20 protein-coding genes are annotated in these 20,124 nt (G+C 67.9%); 15 read left to right on the top strand and 5 right to left on the bottom strand.

Annotated elements, in window-relative coordinates:
• The first annotated feature begins 113 nt into the window (after nucleotides 1–113).
• The 5 genes from ACI3KT_RS03040 (at nucleotide 114) to ACI3KT_RS03060 (ending at nucleotide 4,459) form a co-directional block, all read left to right on the top strand.
• Nucleotides 114–464, top strand: a complete 351-nt coding sequence (locus tag ACI3KT_RS03040) for a YnfA family protein (RefSeq protein ID WP_292909098.1) — start codon at nucleotides 114–116, stop codon at nucleotides 462–464.
• 81 nt (nucleotides 465–545) lie between these two features.
• The gene (locus tag ACI3KT_RS03045; protein ID WP_404902512.1) at nucleotides 546–728 is read left to right on the top strand and encodes a hypothetical protein; all 183 of its coding nucleotides are present in this window, start codon (nucleotides 546–548) and stop codon (nucleotides 726–728) included.
• A gap of 20 nt (nucleotides 729–748) precedes the next feature.
• Complete coding sequence (locus ACI3KT_RS03050; protein ID WP_404902514.1) at nucleotides 749–1,807, top strand: FUSC family protein; 1,059 nt, start codon at nucleotides 749–751, stop codon at nucleotides 1,805–1,807.
• A gap of 97 nt (nucleotides 1,808–1,904) precedes the next feature.
• The gene (thrS, locus tag ACI3KT_RS03055; RefSeq protein WP_404902516.1) at nucleotides 1,905–3,908 is read left to right on the top strand and encodes a threonine--tRNA ligase; all 2,004 of its coding nucleotides are present in this window, start codon (nucleotides 1,905–1,907) and stop codon (nucleotides 3,906–3,908) included.
• A complete protein-coding gene (locus ACI3KT_RS03060; protein WP_292909106.1) occupies nucleotides 3,905–4,459 on the top strand; it encodes an HIT domain-containing protein in 555 nt (184 codons plus the stop codon). The genes thrS and ACI3KT_RS03060 overlap by 4 nt, the downstream gene beginning before the upstream one ends.
• Nucleotides 4,460–4,505: 46 nt before the next feature.
• Here ACI3KT_RS03060 and pdxY read toward each other — a convergent pair whose 3' ends face one another.
• On the bottom strand, nucleotides 4,506–5,357 hold the full coding sequence (gene pdxY / locus ACI3KT_RS03065; RefSeq protein ID WP_404902518.1) for a pyridoxal kinase PdxY: 852 nt from the start codon (nucleotides 5,355–5,357) through the stop codon (nucleotides 4,506–4,508).
• 49 nt (nucleotides 5,358–5,406) lie between these two features.
• Nucleotides 5,407–6,711: an aminotransferase class I/II-fold pyridoxal phosphate-dependent enzyme gene (locus ACI3KT_RS03070; RefSeq protein ID WP_292909110.1), complete on the bottom strand. Its 1,305-nt coding sequence runs from the start codon at nucleotides 6,709–6,711 to the stop codon at nucleotides 5,407–5,409.
• Between the two features lie 90 nt (nucleotides 6,712–6,801).
• Here ACI3KT_RS03070 and pdxS point away from each other — a divergent pair, with 90 nt between their 5' ends.
• The gene (pdxS, locus tag ACI3KT_RS03075) at nucleotides 6,802–7,695 is read left to right on the top strand and encodes a pyridoxal 5'-phosphate synthase lyase subunit PdxS (RefSeq protein WP_307297017.1); all 894 of its coding nucleotides are present in this window, start codon (nucleotides 6,802–6,804) and stop codon (nucleotides 7,693–7,695) included.
• Nucleotides 7,685–8,281: a pyridoxal 5'-phosphate synthase glutaminase subunit PdxT gene (gene pdxT, locus ACI3KT_RS03080; protein ID WP_404902520.1), complete on the top strand. Its 597-nt coding sequence runs from the start codon at nucleotides 7,685–7,687 to the stop codon at nucleotides 8,279–8,281. The genes pdxS and pdxT overlap by 11 nt, the downstream gene beginning before the upstream one ends.
• A 34-nt stretch (nucleotides 8,282–8,315) precedes the next feature.
• Here the strand turns inward: pdxT and ACI3KT_RS03085 are convergent, their stop codons facing one another.
• Nucleotides 8,316–9,152 (bottom strand): MBL fold metallo-hydrolase, encoded by an 837-nt coding sequence (locus ACI3KT_RS03085; RefSeq protein ID WP_404902521.1) that lies wholly within the window; start codon nucleotides 9,150–9,152, stop codon nucleotides 8,316–8,318.
• Between the two features lie 207 nt (nucleotides 9,153–9,359).
• Between ACI3KT_RS03085 and ACI3KT_RS03090 the strand changes: the two genes are divergently transcribed.
• The 8 genes from ACI3KT_RS03090 to ACI3KT_RS03125 all read left to right on the top strand — a co-directional run bounded on the left by ACI3KT_RS03090 (nucleotide 9,360) and on the right by ACI3KT_RS03125 (nucleotide 17,990).
• Nucleotides 9,360–10,118 carry a YebC/PmpR family DNA-binding transcriptional regulator gene (locus ACI3KT_RS03090; RefSeq protein ID WP_292909118.1) on the top strand — a complete coding sequence of 253 codons (759 nt, stop codon included), beginning with the start codon at nucleotides 9,360–9,362 and terminating at the stop codon, nucleotides 10,116–10,118.
• A gap of 52 nt (nucleotides 10,119–10,170) precedes the next feature.
• Nucleotides 10,171–10,755, top strand: coding sequence for a crossover junction endodeoxyribonuclease RuvC (gene ruvC, locus ACI3KT_RS03095; protein WP_404902523.1), 585 nt, complete (start codon nucleotides 10,171–10,173; stop codon nucleotides 10,753–10,755).
• A 9-nt stretch (nucleotides 10,756–10,764) separates the two neighbouring features.
• Nucleotides 10,765–11,370: a Holliday junction branch migration protein RuvA gene (gene ruvA / locus ACI3KT_RS03100; RefSeq protein WP_292909122.1), complete on the top strand. Its 606-nt coding sequence runs from the start codon at nucleotides 10,765–10,767 to the stop codon at nucleotides 11,368–11,370.
• Nucleotides 11,363–12,388: a Holliday junction branch migration DNA helicase RuvB gene (gene ruvB / locus ACI3KT_RS03105; RefSeq protein WP_404902524.1), complete on the top strand. Its 1,026-nt coding sequence runs from the start codon at nucleotides 11,363–11,365 to the stop codon at nucleotides 12,386–12,388. Before ruvA ends, ruvB begins: the two co-directional genes overlap by 8 nt.
• A gap of 74 nt (nucleotides 12,389–12,462) precedes the next feature.
• Nucleotides 12,463–12,870, top strand: a complete 408-nt coding sequence (gene yajC, locus ACI3KT_RS03110) for a preprotein translocase subunit YajC (protein ID WP_404902526.1) — start codon at nucleotides 12,463–12,465, stop codon at nucleotides 12,868–12,870.
• A gap of 57 nt (nucleotides 12,871–12,927) precedes the next feature.
• Nucleotides 12,928–14,676 (top strand): protein translocase subunit SecD, encoded by a 1,749-nt coding sequence (secD, locus tag ACI3KT_RS03115; protein WP_404902528.1) that lies wholly within the window; start codon nucleotides 12,928–12,930, stop codon nucleotides 14,674–14,676.
• Nucleotides 14,676–15,665 (top strand): protein translocase subunit SecF, encoded by a 990-nt coding sequence (gene secF / locus ACI3KT_RS03120; RefSeq protein WP_292910911.1) that lies wholly within the window; start codon nucleotides 14,676–14,678, stop codon nucleotides 15,663–15,665. The genes secD and secF overlap by 1 nt, the downstream gene beginning before the upstream one ends.
• Nucleotides 15,666–15,734: 69 nt before the next feature.
• The gene (locus tag ACI3KT_RS03125; protein WP_292910909.1) at nucleotides 15,735–17,990 is read left to right on the top strand and encodes a bifunctional (p)ppGpp synthetase/guanosine-3',5'-bis(diphosphate) 3'-pyrophosphohydrolase; all 2,256 of its coding nucleotides are present in this window, start codon (nucleotides 15,735–15,737) and stop codon (nucleotides 17,988–17,990) included.
• Here the strand turns inward: ACI3KT_RS03125 and ACI3KT_RS03130 are convergent.
• Nucleotides 17,977–18,528: a hypothetical protein gene (locus tag ACI3KT_RS03130; RefSeq protein WP_404902529.1), complete on the bottom strand. Its 552-nt coding sequence runs from the start codon at nucleotides 18,526–18,528 to the stop codon at nucleotides 17,977–17,979. The two genes, ACI3KT_RS03125 and ACI3KT_RS03130, sit on opposite strands and share 14 nt — an antisense overlap.
• Nucleotides 18,529–18,590: 62 nt before the next feature.
• Entirely contained in the window at nucleotides 18,591–19,958 is a 1,368-nt protein-coding gene (locus ACI3KT_RS03135) for a DUF349 domain-containing protein (RefSeq protein WP_292910905.1), read from the bottom strand.
• Nucleotides 19,959–20,124: the final 166 nt, after the last annotated feature.

Genomic DNA, 20,124 nt, shown 5'->3' on the forward strand with positions numbered 1-20,124 from the left:
ACGTGCGGGGCGGGTGCACCCGCATTCACCGTATCGACTTCGAGCGGCCTACTCGCCACGGTTGACCCCGCGGGGCATCGGCGGAGGTCGGGGTCACCTGGAACACTGATCGCATGACCGTTCTGCGAATCAGCATCCTCTTCCTCCTCGCTGCCGTCGCGGAGATCGGTGGTGCATGGCTGGTCTGGCAGGCCGTGAAGGAGAACCGGGGGTGGCTGTTCGCGGTCCTCGGGGTGATGGCACTGGGAGCCTACGGATTCATCGCCGCCCTGCAGCCCGACGCCCACTTCGGTCGTGTGCTCGCCTCGTACGGCGGGATCTTCATCGCGGGATCGCTCGCATGGGGCATCATCGTCGACGGTTTCAAACCCACGACGTGGGACTGGGTGGGGTCGGCCGTCGCGCTCGTCGGAGCCGCGATCGTCATCTTCGCACCGGCGTCCCAGGCAGATGCCGCGGCCTGAAACGACGCTGTCAACCCCCTCGCGCACACGCCGCCGCCACTCCAGCCTGGACGACACGACCGTGCTGCAGAGGAGGCGGACATGTCAGACCCCCGTGCGATTCCCGACGACGAGCGTCCGATGATCCCCGAGGACCTCGTGCCTCGGCAGGAGAGCGACGATCCCGTCGACGCAGAGCGTGCGGATGCGACGTCCGGTGGCGCCGACAGTGACGACGGTGAGCATGACGGCGACGACACGATCGACGTCGAGGACCTGCCGTAGCGGCCCGTCACCCGAGTCCGATGCGTGAAGCGCTTCGCGGCGAGCGGCTGATCCTCGCCGCCAAGGCCGCGGGTGCGGCATCCCTCGCCTGGCTCCTCGCGCCGTACGTGCCTTACGCCGACGCCGAGTACTCGTACTACGCACCGCTCGGGGTGCTGGTGAGCATGTACCCGACGGTGGCCGGTTCCGCGCGTGCGGGTGCACAGTCGCTGGCCGGACTCGGCATCGGCATCGCTCTGGGCCTCGGGACCCTCGGCCTCGTCTTCGTCGGGTTGCCGGCGGTGATCGCCGTCGCCCTCGTCATCGGAGCCGGGATCGTCATCAGCGGCATCCGCGCGCTGGGCGCCGGAGGCGACTGGGTGGCGATCGCGGCGCTGTTCGTGCTGCTTCTCGGCGGGCCGCACGCCGAGGCGTTCTCACTGTCCTATCTGCTCACCATGGCCTTCGGCGTGCTCGTCGGCGTGCTGACGAACGTCCTCGTCGTCCCGCCGCTGTACCTCCGCCGCGCGTCGGAACGGCTGACGGCGCTCCGCGATGCCGTCTGTGCGGATCTGCGCGACGTCGCGGACGCGCTCGATCGGGGAACGATCGATCCCGGATGGCTCTCCGACGCGGGCTCGAGGCTCGGCGGCATGCTGAACGACGTGTCGGATGAGGTCCTGCTCGCGGAGGAGAGCAGCAGGGCGAACCCGAGAAGCCGTCGGCGTGCTGACGAGCGTCGGTTGAACGCGCGACGCATGGCCGCGCTCGAACGTTCGACGAGAGCGGCCACCGAGCTCGCCGACTTGCTGGCGCGCGGCTCCGCCGAGCACCTCTTCGCCGACGAGCAGACCCGCAGCGAACTCGCCTCGGCCGTCAGGGCCAGCGCCGACCTGGCGGAGTCGCCTGCCGCGGATCCTCGAGCTCAGGAACGGCTCAGGTCAGCGGTGGGGAAGCTGGACGACGCACTCGCCCAACTGGGGCGCCGCAGCGCGCAGACGGACGAGGCGCCCCACGCCCACGCGTACGCCTACGCCGCAGCTCTCTGCGTGCGCCGCATCGTCGACGCCTCACGCGACTTCATCGCGGCGACGGCGTGAATGTGCCGGCGTGGACCTGCCGGCGTCGTGGCGCGCGTGAGGCCGGTGCGCGTGAGGCCGGTGCTCGTCAGGCGAGTAACCTGGTGAGGACCCCGAGATGGAGTGCTCAGTGCCTGAAAATGCCCAGCCGAAAGACGGCTTCGCCCTGTTCTCTGACCGATCCGTCGTCGCGATGCGCGTCAACGGCGTCCTCAAGGACCTCGCCGCCACCGTGACCGATGCCGACGAGGTGGAGCCGGTCACGATCGACAGCCCCGAGGGGCTCGGCATCCTGCGCCACTCCACTGCGCACGTGCTCGCGCAGGCGGTGCAGCGGATCAACCCGCAAGCGAACCTCGGGATCGGCCCGCCCATCACCGACGGCTTCTACTACGACTTCGGCGTCGAGCAGCCGTTCACGCCCGAGGATCTCAAGGCGATCACCAAGGAGATGCAGCGGATCGTCCGCGAGGGACAGCGCTTCGTGCGCCGTGTCGTGACCGACGACGAAGCACGCGCCGAGCTCGTGGACGAGCCGTTCAAGCTCGAGCTCGTCGGACTCAAGGGCGCGAACGCGGATGCCGCAGAGGGCGCCTCGGTCGAGGTCGGCGAGGGCGAGCTCACGATCTATGACAACACCACGCGCGACGGCGAGGTCGTCTGGAAGGATCTCTGCCGCGGCCCGCACCTGCCGAACACGCGCATGATCGGCAACGGCTGGGACCTCACCCGCATTGCCGCGGCGTACTGGCGCGGCAGTGAGAAGAACCCGCAGCTGCAGCGCATCTACGGCACGGCGTGGCCGTCCAAGGACGAGCTGCGCGCATACCAGGAGCGCATCGCGGAGGCGGAGCGCCGCGACCACCGCAAGCTCGGCGCCGAGATGGACTTGTTCTCCTTCCCCGACGAGATCGGCTCCGGTCTCGCGGTGTTCCACCCCAAGGGCGGCATCATCCGCTACGAGATCGAGGAGAATCTGCGCAAGCACCTGCTGCGCAACGGATACGACCTGGTGAACTCCCCGCACATCACGAAGAAGGACCTCTTCATGACGTCGGGACACCTGCAGACCTACGCCGACGGCATGTTCCCGCCGATGCACCTCGACGAGATCGTCGACGACGAGGGGAACGTCACCCGTCAGGGCCAGGACTACTACCTGAAGCCCATGAACTGCCCGTTCCACAACCTGATCTTCCGGTCGCGAGGTCGTTCCTACCGCGAGCTGCCCCTGCGTCTCGCGGAGTTCGGCACCGTCTACCGCTACGAGAAGAGCGGCACGCTCTCGGGCCTGACCCGCGTGCGCGGACTGACGCAGGATGACGCGCACATCTACGTGGCTCAGGATCAGGTGAAGGAGGAACTCACCACCAACCTGAACCTCGTCCTGGATCTCCTCCGCGACTACGGTCTCAACGACTTCTACCTCGAGCTGTCGACGAACGAGGAGGGCAACCCGAAGTTCCTCGGCGAGCCCGAGCAGTGGACGACAGCGATCGAGACGCTGCGCGAGGTCGCGGTCGAATCCGGGCTCGAACTCGTCGCCGACCCGGGCGGAGCGGCCTTCTACGGTCCGAAGATCTCGGTGCAGGCGCGCGATGCGATCGGACGCACCTGGCAGATGTCGACGATCCAGTTGGACTTCAACCAGCCGGATCGCTTCGAGCTGGAGTACACGGGTCCCGACGGGCAGAAGCATCGTCCGGTGATGATCCACCGCGCGCTGCTCGGCTCCGTCGAGCGCTTCTTCGCGATCCTGCTCGAGCACTACGCGGGCGACTTCCCACTGTGGCTGGCTCCGAGCCAGGTCGTCGGCGTGCCGGTGGCAGAGCAGTACGGCGAGTACCTCGACGATGTGATCGGCCAGCTCCGCGCGGCAGGTGTGCGCGCAGACGTCGATCACTCGGACGACCGCATGCAGAAGAAGATCCGCAACCACACCACGGCGAAGGTCCCTGTGATCCTCATCGTCGGTGAGCAGGATCGTGCGGCAGGCACGGTGTCGTTCCGCTTCCGTGACGGAACGCAGGAGAACGGCGTGCCGGTGGCGGATGCCGTGCGCCGGATCGCCGCGGCGATCGCCTCGCACGCGCTGGTGCTGAAAGCAGGGGACCTGGCGTGACCTCAGGTCATGAGGAGTTGGAGGACGCCGGCCGTCTGGTCGGCGTCCCCGACGAGTTCCAGCGGCTGTGGACCCCGCACCGGATGGCGTACATCCAGGCGGGGCCCGAGCCGCTGCGCGAGGAGTGCCCGTTCTGCGAGGCGCCGAAGTTCCCCGACGCCGAGCGGCTGATCGTCGCGCGAGGCGAGACCGCGTACGTGCTGTTGAACCTGTTCCCGTACAACTCGGGACACATGCTCGTGTGCCCCTATCGGCACATCGCGACCTACGATCAGGCGACGGCCGAGGAGGTCGCCGAGATCGGCACCCTCACGCAGACCGCCATGCGCGTGCTCAGAGAGGTCTCGCGCTGCGACGGCTTCAACCTCGGGATGAACCAGGGTGCGGTCGCCGGCGCCGGCGTCGATGCCCACCTGCACCAGCATGTGGTGCCGCGATGGACGTCGGACGCCAACTTCTTCCCGATCATCGCGAAGACCAAGGCGCTGCCGCAGCTGCTCGGCGAGGTCCGCGAGGCCGTCGCCCACGCGTGGCCGATCACCGGTCGTTGAGCGAGCGCCAGTCTGGTCGCTTCGCTCCTCGCTCAACGACCAGCGTTCAGCGCACCTGGCGCGCCTCGAACTGCAGGCGCGGGTTCGCGTAGAACTCCTGCGCCTCGATGAGCTGCAGCTCCCGCTCGCCCGACTCGAGGGTCAGGGAGAGCAGGTCGAACACGCTGGACGCGGTGCGCTCGAGGGCGGTCTTGGCGCTTCCCGTCTCGACATAGTGAGCGGTGAACAGTGCCGCCGTGACATCGCCCGATCCATTCGCCTTCATCGGCAGCCGCGGGGTCTGCACGATCCAGGCCCCGGCGTCGTCTGCGACGAGCATCTCGATCGTGCCCTCCTCGCGGTCGGGGCGCTCGACGCTGGTCACGAGCACCGTCTTCGGCCCCATCGCCATCGCGAGGTCGACCGACGCGAGCGTCGACTCGAGCGTGTCGGGCTCCGTCTCGGTGAGGAATCCCAGCTCGAACTGGTTCGGCGTGATGATGTCGGCGACCGGCACGACCTTGTCGCGGAGCAGGACCGGGATCGCGGGGGCGACGAAGCATCCGCTCTTCGCGTTGCCCATCACCGGATCGCAGGCGTAGACCGCCTCGGGGTTGGCGACCTTCACCCGGGCGACCGCGTCGACGATCACATCGCCGATTCCCTCGCCGCCCTGGTAACCGCTGAGGATCGCGTCGATCTGACCGAACACACCGCGCTCCTCGATGCCCGTGATGACCTCGGCGACGTCGGACGGATCGATCAGCGGTCCGCGCCAGGTGCCGTAGCCGGTGTGGTTCGAGAAGTTGACCGTGTACACGGGCAGCACCTCGATGCCGATGCGCTGCAGCGGGAAGACGGCGGCCGAGTTGCCGACGTGGCCGTATGCGACGGCCGACTGGATGGAGAGGACCTTCATTCCTCGATCCCTTCGTGAGGGCGCGGGCAGATGTCCGCGCGGGGTGTGATCATCGCAGTGCCGCGACGAGGTCTGCGACGAGCATGTCCGCGTCGTCGTCCGAGAGGTCGTGCACGGTCAGGCGCAGGTGCCGAGACGGCTCGTTGCGGTCGCCGAGCGCGAACTCGTCACCGGTGCGCGCGAGCCATCCGCGGCGCATCAGGCGCTCGGTGACGACGCGGGCGGGGAGGGGGAGCGGGATCCACAGGCTCAGCCCGTCGGATGCCGGTGCATCGATGCCATGCGCGCGGAGCCGGGCGGAGAACGCCTCGTTGCGTGCGGCGTAGTGGGCGGCGGCGGCGGAGACTTCGGCGGTGACCCGGGCGTCCGTGAGCTGTGCGAGGGCGAGCCGCTGCAGCAGGTGGCTGACCCAGGTGGTTCCCGGGCTGAGCCGCATGGCGAGCCGGTCTGCCGTCTCCGGGTCGGTAGCCGCGATCGCGAGGCACATGTCGGGTCCGAGGAACTTCGACACCGAGCGCACCAGTGCGAACCGCCGATGCGCCGGCCCGATCAGCGACTCGTACGGGCGCTGCGACAGCATCGAGAAATGGTCGTCCTCGATGATCAGCACGTAGGGATGGTCGGCGAGCACGGCTCTCAGCGCCGCGGCTCGGGCCGCCGTCATGCTCGCACCGGTCGGGTTCTGGGCACGTGGCGTGCAGATCACGGCGCGGACGCCGGCATCCAGCGCTGCGCGGAGTCCTTCGACCGTCATCCCCTCCTCGTCGACGGGGACGGGGACAGCCCGATAGCCGCCGAGGCGGACGGTGTGGATGCTGGCCAGGAAGCAGGGGTCTTCGAGGGCCACCGCGTCGTCGCGCATGAGGGCCTGAGCCAGGAGGCGCTCGACCGCATCCACGGCCCCGCTGGTGACCGTGATGCGGAAGTCGGCCCCGAGATCGGCAGCGATCCATTCGCGCGCCCAGGCGTCGAGCGACTCGTCGATCACGGGTTCGCCGTACAGGACGGGGCGACCGGTCACGGTGGCGAGCGCGGGAGTCGGGTCGGGGATGAGACGGGGGTCGGGGTTGCCTGTCGCGACGTCGCGCAAGACGGTGTCCGCCGCGTAGCCCTCTTGCGCCACGGAGTGGTGGCCGGCGATGACGGTGCCCGCACGGCCACGGGAGACGACGAGTCCGGCCTGGGCGAGCTGCCGGTAGGCGGCGACCGCGGTGTTGCGGTTGACGCCGAGGGTCGCCGCGAGTTCGCGCACAGGAGGGAGCACGGTTCCCGGGGGGAGGGCGCCGCGGTCGCGCAGGCCGCGCACGCTGTCGGCGATCTCCGCCGCGGTGGTGCCTGTGATGTCGTCGCTCATGTGCCCTCGTGTCGATTCTAGGTTGTTCCGGACGGTGCTACTGTTTGGCATAGATCAAAACCTGGATTGGTTGCACCCGAGGAGCTCCCCATGACCGAACAGACCACCACCGGATCCTCGCGCGTCAAGCGCGGACTCGCCGAGATGCTCAAGGGCGGCGTCATCATGGACGTCGTCACCGCCGAGCAGGCGAAGATCGCCGAAGACGCCGGCGCCGTCGCTGTCATGGCGCTCGAGCGGGTTCCCGCCGACATCCGCGCTCAGGGTGGCGTCTCGCGAATGAGCGACCCCGACATGATCGACAGCATCATCGCGTCGGTGTCGATCCCCGTGATGGCGAAGGCGCGCATCGGCCACTTCGTCGAGGCGCAGGTGCTGCAGGAGCTCGGCGTCGACTACATCGACGAGTCCGAGGTGCTCTCGCCCGCCGACTACGTCAACCACATCGACAAGTACGACTTCACCGTGCCGTTCGTGTGCGGCGCCACCAACCTCGGCGAGGCGCTGCGTCGCATCAACGAGGGCGCCGCGATGATCCGCTCGAAGGGCGAGGCCGGCACGGGAGACGTCTCCGAGGCCATGAAGCACATCCGCAAGATCCGCGGCGAGATCGCGGCCCTCACGGCTCTGCCGAAGGATGAGCTGTACGTCGCGGCCAAGGAGCTGCAGGCGCCCTACGAGCTCGTCGCAGAGATCGCCGAGACCGGCAAGCTGCCCGTCGTGCTGTTCGTCGCCGGCGGCGTCGCGACGCCGGCGGATGCCGCCATGATGATGCAGCTGGGCGCCGACGGCGTGTTCGTCGGCTCCGGCATCTTCAAGTCGGGCAACCCGGCCGAGCGCGCCAAGGCGATCGTCAAGGCGACGACCTTCTTCGACGACCCCAAGGTCATCGCCGAGGTCTCACGCGGACTCGGCGAAGCCATGGTCGGCATCAACGTCTCCGACCTCCCCGCACCGCACCGTCTTGCCGAGCGTGGCTGGTAAGTCCGCGAAGGTCGGCGTCCTCGCGCTGCAGGGCGACGTGCGTGAGCACGCCGCCCTGCTCGTGGGGTTGGGTGCCGATGTCGTGCTCGTCCGACGCCCAGAGGAACTCGCGGCCGTCGACGGCCTCGTGATCCCGGGCGGTGAGTCGAGCGTGATCGACAAGCTGTCCCGCATCTTCGGGATGCAGGAACCCATCCGGGCGGCGATCGCCGACGGGATGCCGGTCTTCGGCACCTGCGCCGGGCTCATCATGCTCGCCGACACCGTCACGGACGCGATCGATGGGCAGGAGTCGTTCGGCGGGCTCGACGTCGTCGTGCGCCGCAACGCGTTCGGCAGACAGGCGGAGTCGTTCGAAGCCGAGCTCGACGTACCGGAGCTCGGGGGAGCGCCGGTCAAGGCCGCCTTCATCCGCGGACCCGTCGTCGAGAGCGTGGGGCCTGCGGCATCCGTGCTCGCAGCCCTGCCCGACGGCCGCGTGGTGGCCGTCGAGCAGGAGAATCTGCTCGGTCTGAGCTTCCATCCCGAGATCACGGGAGAGACGCGCTTCCACCAGCGTTTCCTCGACCTGCTCGCACCGCGCTAGGACGGCTCAGGCGTCCCGAGAAGCACCGGGATGACTATCGAATCCGTCGGAGCGTGAACGGCTCGCCGGGCGCGAGTACTCGGATGCGGTCGGGATTGACGACGACACCCGGCAGTGTCTCGGGATCGGCGTTGAACGGAGCGAAATCCGCGGAGTCGACGCTGCCCCAATGATGCAGGAGCAGATCCGCGTCGGGGTAGGCGTTCGCCATCTTCACGGCGCCCTCGAAACCGAAATGCCAGTCGCTGTCCGAGAAGTCGAACAGCAGTGCGTCCGGCGACGGCATGGCCAGATGGTGCTCGGGGATCAGGCGGGAGTCGCCCGGCGCCCAGATCACGCCGTCAGGTGTCGTGATCCAGAACCCACAGGAGTCCTCATCGTGGAAAACGCGCTGCCCGGGTTCAGGGTGCGCGTTCTGCCACGCGTGATCAGCGGGCGTCACCTTGACGCGCACCTCGCCGACGGCGAACTCGTCGCCGATGTCATGGCCCTCCGCACGCATACCGGATCCGCGCATCTGCTCGGCGACATATCGCGTCGAGTGGAAGCGCCCGGTGACTGCGCTCAGGGCCGTGCACGTCGGGACGCTGAAGTGATCGTTGTCCGCATGTGTGACCAGGACCGCATCGAGTCGAGGCACGTCGGCTGCTCGACGCGGGAAGTCGATGAGGACCGGCATGTCGAACCCCTCGAGCAGCGGATCGACGGCGAGCAGGGTTCCCCGCGCGTTGATGAGGAAACCAGCCATTCCCAGCCAGTGCAGCACAGTGCGATCGAGGGCATCGAATGCGGAAGCGGGTATCGGATCGGTGTCCGGAGCCATCGCCTGTCCGCGGGGACTGCGCTTGATCCGTGCACGAGGGTTCGTCATCGTTCCTCCTGAGCGGTGCATCCATGCACCTACGGGAGATGGTAGTCGCGGAGGTCGCGTCGTCGGCGTTCCACACCACGAGGACCATGCCGCGCCTGGTTCCGAGGTCACGGTCTGCGAGGCGAGCGTCGCAGACTCCGTGCTCATCTTCTAGACTGGACGATGCCCTTGGCCGAGCGCCGGGGCGGATACGACGAGCGGAGACTTATGTCCGGGCATTCCAAATGGGCCACGACCAAGCACAAGAAGGCGATCATCGACTCGCGTCGTGCCAAGTCGTGGGCGAAGCTCATCAAGAACATCGAGGTCGCGGCCAAGCTCGGCGGTCCTGATCTGGCGGGAAACCCGACGCTCTTCGACGCGGTGCAGAAGGCGAAGAAGACGTCCGTCCCGAAGGACAACATCGACCGTGCGGTCAAGCGCGGTGCGGGCATCGGCGGCGAAGCCGTCGAGTACACGTCGATCATGTACGAAGGCTACGGCCCCAACGGCGTCGCCCTCATGATCGAGTGTCTGACCGACAACAAGAATCGCGCGGCCGCCGAGGTGCGCACGGCCCTCAGCCGCAACGGCGGCACGCTCGCCGACCCCGGCAGCGTGGCCTACAACTTCAGCCGCAAGGGCGTCATCGTCGTCGGCTCCGAGGGCACGACGGAAGACGACGTCATGATGGCCGCTCTCGAGGCGGGGGCCGAGGAGATCGAGCCGCACGCCGAGGGCTTCGAGATCGTCACCGAGCCGACCGACCTGGTCACGGTCCGCACCGCGCTCCAGGACGCAGGCATCGACTACGAGTCGGCCGACGTCGAGTTCGTCCCGAACCTCAAGGTGGAGATCGACGCCGACACCGCGCGCAAGATCTTCCGCCTGATCGACGCTCTCGAAGACAGCGAGGACGTGCAGAACGTCTTCAGCAACTTCGACCTGACCGCAGAGGTGCAGGCGGAGCTCGAGAACGACGAGTGACTCTGCTGCGTGCCTGCGACGCAGTGCCGATGACCGCGCTTAGCCTGGGGGAGTGACCTCCTCCTCGCTACGCGTCCTCGGCATCGACCCCGGGCTCACGCGCTGCGGCGTGGGAGTCGTCGACGTCGATCGATCCCGCCGCGGCACGCTCGTGCACGTCGGTGTGATCCGCACCCCCGTGGATGCGCCGATCGGCGAGCGGCTCGCGCTGGTCGCCGCCGGCATCCGCGAGGTCCTCGAGATCCACGAGCCGGATGCCGTCGCGGTGGAGCGCGTGTTCGCCCAGCAGAACAGCCACACCGTGATGGGGACGGCTCAGGCCAGCGGGGTCGCCCTGCTGCTCGCCGCCGAGGCGGGGCTCCCCGCATCCACGCACACGCCGAGCGAGGTGAAGGCGGCGGTCACGGGCTACGGCGCCGCGGACAAGAAGCAGGTGCAGGCGATGATCGCCCGCATCCTGCGCCTCGACGCGCCCCCTCAGCCCGCCGACGCGGCAGATGCCCTCGCGATCGCTCTGTGCCATGCCTGGCGACGAGGAGCGGCCGGACCTCCGGGGCAGGACGCGCTCACGCCGGCGCAGAAGGCCTGGGCCGACGCGGAGCGTGTCGCTCGAACGTATGTACGATCCCGCGCCTAAGCTGGCCCCATGATCTCCTCCCTGCACGGCACCGTGCTGCACACGACGTCGGATCAGGTCGTCATCGAGGTCGGTGGCGTCGGCTTCTCCGTCGCCGTGCCCGCCGACGTCGCGCACACCGCGTCGATCGGCGAGCGGATGCTGCTGCACACCAGCCTCATCGTGCGTGAAGACGCGCTCTCGCTGTACGGGTTCGCCGACCGCGACGAGCTCGAGATCTTCGGGCTGCTGATCAGCGTCACGGGGGTCGGCCCGAAGTCCGCTCTCGGCGTGCTCTCGCACCTCACGGTGGATCAGATCGCCGAGGCGGTCACCGCCGAGGACGACGCTCCCTTCCGGCGGGTCTCCGGCATCGGGCCGAAGACTGCCAAGCTCATCGTCCTGCAGCTCGCAGGCAAGGTGCAGGCCACGGCGCCTGCGGCGAAGACCACCGGCGCATCCCGCGGCGACGTGGTCGACCAGGTCGCCGCCGCGCTCGTCGGCCTCGGCTGGTCCGAGAAGGTCGCGGTCGAGGCGGCCACGCAGACCGCCACCGACGCCTCCGAAGCCGAGCGCGCCTCCGTGTCCTCGCTCCTTCGTCGCGCTCTCGCGACACTGGGACCGGCACGTGTCTGAGGCCCGCGACGCCATGGAACCGGTCGACGAGGCCGAACTCGCGATCGAGGGGGCGCTCCGACCGAGCAGTCTCGACGAGTTCGTCGGACAGATGAAGGTCCGAGGGCAGCTGCAGCTGCTGCTCGACGCCGCGGCGATTCAAGGCCGCTCCGCCGACCACATCCTGCTCGCGGGCCCCCCGGGTCTCGGCAAGACCACTCTCGCCATGATCGTCGCGCACGAGAGCGGGCGTCCGCTGCGCATGTCGAGCGGGCCGGCGATCCAGCACGCCGGCGACCTCGCCGCTCTGCTGTCTAGCCTGACTCCGGGCGAAGTGCTGTTTATCGACGAGATCCACCGCATGGCGCGGTCCGCCGAGGAGATGCTGTACCTCGCCATGGAAGACTTCCGCATCGACATCATGGTCGGGAAGGGGGCTGGCGCCACGAGCATCCCGCTCGAGCTGGCTCCGTTCACCCTCGTCGGCGCGACGACGCGCTCGGGCCTTCTGCCGAACCCGCTGCGCGATCGCTTCGGCTTCACCGGCCACCTCGAGTTCTACGACGAGGGCGAACTCGAGCAGGTGATCGCGAGATCCGCGCTCGTGCTGGGCGTCGATCTGCCGTCCGATTCCCTCAGCGAGATCGCCCGTCGCTCACGAGGTACACCCCGCATCGCGAACCGGCTCCTGCGTCGTGTGCGCGACTACGCGCTCGTGCACGGCGGGGGAGCGGCATCACTCTCGGGCGTGCGAGCCGCGCTCGAGCTCTACGACGTAGACCCGATCGGTCTCGATCGTCTGGACCGCGCCGTGCTCGACGCCCTGGTCCGCCGGTTCCGAGGCGGCCCTGTCGGCCTCAGCACTCTCGCCGTCGCGGTGGGCGAAGAGGCTGAGACGGTCGAGAGCGTGGTGGAGCCCTATCTGGTGCGCATCGGCTTCCTCGGCAGAACGCCCCGCGGCCGCGTCGCGATGCCGGAGGCCTTCGCGCACCTCGGGCTCGCGCACCAGGCCGAGGGCGGACTCTTCGATAACCTATAATCGCTGGAGACTTCCGTCTCATCCCCCGAAGTGCAGGCCGCTGTTGGCGTGTGCGCGAATGAAAGGCATCCGTCATGGATCCCACACTCCTCATGCTGCCGGTCCTCGGCGTCCTGATCGTCTTCATGTTCGTCAACAGCCGCAAGCGGCAGAAGCAGATGAAGGCCGACCAGGAGGAGAAGGCGACCAAGACTGTTCCCGGCGCCAAGGTCCTGCTGCAGGGCGGCCTCTACGGCACGATCGTCGCGTACGACCCCGAGAACCTCGATGAGCCGGCGCTCGTCGAGATCGCACCGGGCACCATCATCGAGGTGCACAGCCAGGCGATCCTCCGCGTCGTGGAGCCGACGGTCGCGGACGACGTGGATGCCGCAGACGAGACGGATGCTGTGGACGACTCCGCAGCCGACGAGCAGGCCCCGTCGATCGAGACCGCCGAAGAGACGCGTGCGCGTCTCGAGCGCGACGCGGACGACAAGTAATCTTCTTCAGGATCTGCGCGCCGCAGCGGCGCGCCGGCATGTCAGAAAGCTGAGCACGTGGCTTCTTCCTCACCTGTCCGTCACGCCTGGAGGGTCCTTCTCGGGCTTCTTCTGGTGACGGGCGTCCTCTTCGGCATCAACGCGCTCGGCGTGTACGTGTTCCAGAAGAGCTCTTGGACTCCAGAACTCGCCCTCGACCTGCAGGGCGGGACGCAGATCGTCCTGCAGGCGCAGACCGAAGACGGCGCCGCTCCTTCGCAGGAGCAGATGGATCAGGCAGCGGCGATCATCCGCCAGCGCGTCGACGCCTCGGGTGTCAGCGAGGCGGACATCACCACCGAGGGCGGACAGAACATCGTCGTCCAGATCCCCGGTGTCGCCGATGAGGCCACCCGCAACCGGATCAAGTCGAGCGCTCAGCTCGAGTTCCGCGCTGTGCTCGCCACGACGGCCGCCGCGACCGCGTTCACGGGCGAGGACGGCAACACCACGCCATACCCGACCCCCGACGATTCGCTCAACGCGACACCTACCGCCACGCCGACCGACGCGAGCGACACCGCGTGGATCACCGACAAGCTGCAGGCCGAGTTCCTCGCCTACGACTGCGCGAACCCCTCCACCGACCCGGCCCGCGCTCCCAAAGACCAGCCGCTCATCGCGTGCGACCCGAGCGGCGCCGCGAAGTATCTGCTCGGACCGGCAGAGCTCGACGGCACCGCGATCACCGACGCGACGGCAGGCCGCGACCCGAAGTCGGGTGCATGGCTCGTGCAGCTGACCATGACCGCCGATGGCGCCGACGCGTTCGGCAAGGTCAGCACGCGCCTGTACCAGAACAAGCTCGCCAGCCTCTCGCCGCGCGATCAGTTCGCGTTCGTGCTCGACGGCAGCGTGATCAGCGCTCCGCAGATGAACGGACAGATCCTCGACGGGCGTCCCAGCATCTCGGGAAGCTTCACCCAGGAGTCGTCGAAGACGCTCGCCGACCAGCTCAAGTTCGGCGCGCTGCCGTTGAGCTTCGAAGTGCAGAGCTCCGGCACGGTGTCGGCCACGCTCGGCACGCAGCAGCTGCAGATCGGCCTCATCGCCGGTCTCATCGGCCTCGTGCTCGTCGCGATCTACTCGCTGATCGTCTATCGAGCCCTCGGCGCCGTGATCGTCGCATCGATCGCGGTGATGGGCGTGCTGACGTACATCATCATCTGCATCCTCGCCTGGCGCATGGGCTTCCGCCTGTCGCTGGCCGGTGTGGCAGGTCTGATCGTCTCGATCGGATTCGTGGCCGACTCGTTCATCGTGTACTTCGAGCGAATCCGAGACGAGCTCCGTGACGGCAAATCGATCACGGCGGCCGTGGAAGACGGCTGGGGCCGTGCCAAGCGCACGATCTACATCTCGAAGTCGATCAACATCCTCGCCGCCGTGGTGCTCTACATCCTGGCCGACGCGACGGTCAAGGGGTTCGCGTTCACGCTCGGCCTCACGACCATCATCGACGTGTTCATCTTCGTGATCTTCACGCACCCGGTCATGCAGCTGCTCGTGCGAACCCGGTTCTTCGGCAACGGCCACCCGCTGTCCGGACTCGACCCCGAGTCGCTGGGCGCGGTCTACCGCAGCAGGTCCCAGTACCGCGAGGTGGTCACTGCCACCAGCGGCCGCGGTGCGAAGAACGTCCGTTCCCGGGCCGAGGCCGACCGCCGCCAGACCATCGCCGAGCGCAAGCGCGCCGAGTCCCTGGCATCCGCCGGCAGCACCACCGACGAGAGTCCGCGCAGCAAGGCAGAGGAGGGGGAGAACTGATGGCTTCCATGAACGACTTCGGAAACAATCTCTACTCGGGCAAGACCTCCTTCCCGTTCGTCGGCAGGCGCCGGCTGTGGTTCATCATCGCGATCGCCCTCGTGGTCGGATCGGTTCTCGTGCCGGTGTTCCGCCCCGTGCAGTTCTCGATCGAGTTCACCGGCGGTTCACAGTTCACCGTCACGGCGCCCAAGAGCACCGATCAGTCCAAGGCCACCGAGGCTGTGCACTCGGTGGTGCCGGGAGCTGCGACCAAGGTCGTCACGGTCAACGAGAAGGACATCCGCGTCCAGACCGACCAGATGAGCGATGACGAGACGCAGAAGGTGTCGAATGCTCTCGCCGACGCCTACGGCGTCGAGCCCGACAGCGTCACCTCGTCGTTCATCGGCCCGGCCTGGGGTGAGAACGTCACCAAGCAGTCCCTCTGGGGTCTGGCGATCTTCCTCGCTCTGACCTTCCTGATCCTGGCGCTGTACTTCCGTACGTGGAAGATGTCGGCTGCGGCGATCATCGGCCTGCTCGACGTGCTGGTCATCACGATCGGCATCTACGCTCTCGCCGGCTTCGAGATCTCTCCCGCCGCCGTGATCGGCTTCCTGACGATCCTCGCGTACTCGCTGTACGACACGACGGTCGTGTTCGACAAGATCCGCGAGAACACCACGGAAGACGGCGACAAGTCTGGACGCACCTTCGGGGAAGCGGTCAACCTCGCGGTCAACCAGACCCTGGTGCGCTCGATCAACACGTCGGTCGTCGCGGCCCTGCCGGTCGGTGCGATCCTCTTCATCGGGTCCTTCTGGCTCGGAGCCGAGACGCTCACCGACATCTCGCTGTCGATCTTCGTCGGAATCCTCGTCGCGACGTACTCGACTCTGTTCGTCGCCGCCCCGCTGTACTCGCTGTTCCGCGAGGGGGAGCCGAAGATCAAGGCGCGCGATGCCAAGATTCTCGAAGCGCGCAGCAAGGCGACCGTCGACGCGTGACCGTCCGCGTCCTGCGGGGCTCAGCCCCGCAGGACGCGAGTAAGATGTAGAAGTTCGGGAGGTACGCGGATGGCGGAACCGCAGTCGTCGTCGCAGGGATCCAGTCTGCGACGTCTGGTTCCCCGCATCTTCTCCCGCGCGTCCCGGATCAACGACGTCGACAACCTGATCCGCACGGTCAGGGCGAACCATCCGCGCGGCGATTTCGCGGTGATCGAGCGTGCGTACGCCGTCGCCAAGCAGAAGCACGAAGGCCAGAAGCGCCAGAGCGGTGAGCCGTACATCACGCACCCGCTCGCGGTCGCGCAGATCCTCGCAGAGCTCGGCCTCGGACCGCGTGCGGTCGCTGCAGCTCTTCTGCACGACACCGTCGAGGACACCGGCTACGCACTGAGCGAGCTGACGGCCGAGTTCGGCGACGAGGTCGCCATGCTGGTCGACGGGGTCACGAAGCTCGACAAGGTCAAGTACGGCGAGAGCGCGCAGGCCGAGACGGTCCGCAAGATGATCGTCGCGATGTCGAAGGACATCCGCGTCCTGCTCATCAAGCTGGCCGATCGCCTGCACAATGCGCGAACCTGGGGCTTCGTCCCGCCCGAGAAGGCGGCGAAGAAGGCCAAGGAGACTCTCGAGATCTACGCGCCGCTGGCGAACAGGCTCGGCATCCAGGCGATCAAGTCCGAACTCGAGGATCTGTCGTTCGCCGTCCTGCATCCGAAGATCTACAACGAGATCCAGAGCCTCATCGCGCAGCGCACCCCGCAGCGCGAGAAGTATCTTAATCAGGTCGTCGAGGAGATCGACGAGGATCTGCGCGATCTTCGCATCCGCGGAACCGTGGTCGGGCGCCCGAAGCAGCTGTACTCGGTGTATCAGAAGATGGTCGTCAGAGGTCGCGAGTTCGACGACATCTACGACCTCATCGGCATCCGCGTCATCGTCGCCTCGGTGCGCGACTGCTACGCCGTGCTCGGCGCCATCCACGCCCGCTGGACACCGTTGCCCGGCCGGTTCAAGGACTACATCGCCACGCCGAAGTTCAACCTGTATCAGTCCCTCCACACGACCGTCATCGGCCCCGCGGGTCGCACGGTCGAGATCCAGATCCGCACGCAGGAGATGCACCACCAGGCGGAGTACGGCGTCGCGGCGCACTGGATGTACAAGGAGCGGATGAACGGCGGCAAGACCGAGGTCCGCGCCGCCGACGCCGACATGGCCTGGCTCGCGCACATCTCGGACTGGCAGGCCGAGACGGCCGACCCCGGCGAGTTCCTCGATTCGCTGAGATTCGAGATCGGCGCGAAGGAAGTGTACGTCTTCACGCCGAAGGGCCGCGTGATCGGTCTACCGGCGGACGCCTCACCGGTCGACTTCGCCTATGCCGTGCACACCGAGATCGGCCACCGCACGATGGGCGCCAAAGTCAACGGACGCCTGGTGCCGCTCGAGTCGGAGCTCAAGAGCGGCGACGTGGTCGAGGTCTTCACCTCCAAGAACCCTGATGCCGGACCCAGCCAGGATTGGCTCGGGTTCGTCAAGAGCACACGCGCGCGCAACAAGATCCGCGGCTGGTTCACGAAGGAGCGTCGCGAAGAGGCGATCGAGCAGGGTAAAGAGGCCATCGCCCGCGCGATGCGCCGTCAGAACCTGCCCCTGCAGCGCTTGATGAGTCAGGATTCGTTCGCCGAAGTCGCCAGGCAGCTGCGCTACGAAGACGTCTCCGCGCTTTACGCCGCAGTGGGCGAGGGGCACGTGTCGACCCAGTCGGTGCTCGAGAAGGTCACCGCTCTCGTGGCGGCGAACGACCCGGCGACCGGTCCCATCGACGTTCCGGGACACACGCAGGCCCGCGAGTCCCGCTCCGGCGATTCCGGCATCCTCGTCCGTGGCGCATCCGACATCCTGGTCAAGCTCGCGAAGTGCTGCACTCCTGTGCCGGGTGACCAGATCGTCGGCTTCGTGACCCGCGGAAGCGGCGTCTCGGTGCATCGCGCTGATTGCGTCAACATCAAGGCGCTGAGCGGCGATGCGGAACAGGAACGGTTCGTCGACGTCTCCTGGGCCCCGACGACGAAGAGCGTGTTCCGCGTGCAGATCCAGGTCGAGGCCCTCGATCGCTCGGGTCTGCTGTCGGACGTCACTCGTGTGCTCAGCGAGCATCACGTGAACATCCTCTCCGCGACGGTGTCGACGACCGACGAGCGCTTGGCGCTCAGCCGCTTCGTGTTCGAGATGGGCGATGCCGTCCACCTCGATCGTGTGCTCAACGCCGTCCGACGCATCGACGCCGTCTACGACGTGTATCGGGTCACGTCTTCCTGAAGCCCAACGCGGCAAGCGCCTCGAGCGCCTGACGGCGCCCGGGAACACGGTGCAGCGATTCGATCTCCTGCTCAGCCTGCTCGACCGCCGTGGGGAGCGCGTCGGCGAGCAGGCGCGCCCATATGAGGAAATCGGGCCCACGCCGTGTGCCGAGCAGCAGATCGGTCATGGTCCGCGCGGGGGTCGTGACCCGGACGCTGCTCAGCAGACTGACCTCGGCCGGCTCGACACGGCGGTCGTGGAACGTGACCCGCCGGTCGACGTCGATGCGCAGACGCTGGGCGCTGGTGCGGCTCACGTGGTGCCGTGCCGGGGGCGGAGCGCCGCCCGCATGCACCCAGGCCGCCGTCGGGCCGCTGGCGGCTGTGCCGGCGGGTATCAGCGAAGCGATGGCCTGGGCGCGCAGCGCCGCCCCCTCCACGAGATCGGCCGGAATGTACCCTTCGCCGAGCTCGACCACATGTCCGTCGAGGCGCGCCGCGCTCAGTTCGCTCACGCTCAGCCTGCCGCCGGGCATGTACAGGAACGCGGGATGCATCACGCCAGTGTGGCGCAGTGCATCCCGCGTTCGGATGTCGGTGCGGAGATCTGTGGAGAAGTTCAGCCGCCCAGGGCGCTGAGCCAGGTGCGGCGCGCCTCGAGAGCATCCGCCGCCGCCTTCGCGGCCTTCTTGTCGCCGGCCTTCTCGGCCGCGGCGAGCTCGGCCTCGAGCTTCTCGATCGCCTCGAGCAGCTGCGAGCTCATGTCGTTGGCGCGGGCCTTGGTCTCCGGGTTGTTCTTCTTCCAGTCGACCTCTTCGCGGGCCTTCAGCGCCTGCTCGATCACGCGCAGACGGTCGTCGAGCGCGCGTTCCTTCTCGCGCGGGAAGATGCGTCCGATCTCGTCCCACTGGCGCTGGATGCGGGTGAGGAGAGCCCGGGCGCTCTTGATGTTCGCCTCGTCCGCGACCGCCTTCGCCTCTTCGAGCAGGGCCTGACGGGCCTCGATCTTCGGCGCGGAGTCGGCCTCTTCCGCTGCGGCCTGCTCGGCGCGTGCCGAATACAGCGCGTCGCCGGCGGCCTTGAACCGAGCCCACAGAGCGTCGTCGACCTTGCGTCCGGCGCGGCCCGCCGACTTCCACTCGTCGAGCAGGGTGCGGTACGCGGGGATGCCGTCGACGCCGCGAGGCGCCAGGGCCTCTGCGCGTTCGACCAGACGGGTCTTGGCGTCGCGGGCGGATTTATGCGCGTCGTCGAGCTCGGCGTAGAAGGCGCGGCGGTGCTTGTCGACCGCGGCACGGGCGTCGCGGAATCGCTTCCAGAGCTGCTGCGAGACGCTCTTCGAGAGGCGAGGGCCGTTCTGCTGGTGGGCCTGCCATTCGTCGAAGAGATCGCTGAGCTCGGCCGTGACCTGCTTCCACTGCACCTTCGACAGGTCGCGTGCGGCGATCGCCTCGGCGCGCTCGACGAGAGCGGTCCGCTCTGCGATCGCCTTGTCGACGAGCTCCTTGGCAGCCTGTGCCTCCTGCGCCGTCGCCTCCGACAGGGAGGCGGTGAGGGCGTTCAGACGATCGCGGAGACCGGCGAGATCGCCGACGGCGGCGGCGTCGGTCGCCTCCTCCAGCAGATGCGCGGCCTGCTTCGCGAGATCGCTCGCCGATGCCCCACCGGCCTGGTGCCGCTGCTCGAGCGTGTGCACCTTGAAGGCGATGTCATCGTACTTGCGCACGAAGTAGGCGAGAGCCTCGTCAGGGGTGCCGTCCGGATACTGGCCGACGACGCGCCAGGCGTCGTTCTCGAGAACCTCGACGGTGCCGTCTTCGGACACGCGACCCCACTTGGCGACCTCCTCAGGGGAGGAGGTGGGCGCGACCGGCGCCGCAGGCGTCTGCGCAGCAGCGGGCGCCTTGGCAGGCAGCTTGCGCGGCAGCGGAGCCGTCGGGGGAGCGGGAACGGGGGGAGTCGGCTTCGAGGGCTCGGTGGCAGACACTATTGATCTCCTTGCGCGGACGACCGCGGGAGGCGGAAAGGACGAGCTTCAGCCTAGTACGCGCGGGCCGATCCGTCGTGGACGCGGATCTCACATCCCTTGTTATCGATCTGTGAGCAGATCGTTCGATCGAGGAAACACGCCACGACCACTGCGGGAAACACGG

The sequence above is a fragment of the Microbacterium sp. ZW T6_19 genome (assembly GCF_044987465.1).
Classification (GTDB): Bacteria; Actinomycetota; Actinomycetes; order Actinomycetales; family Microbacteriaceae; genus Microbacterium; species Microbacterium natoriense_A.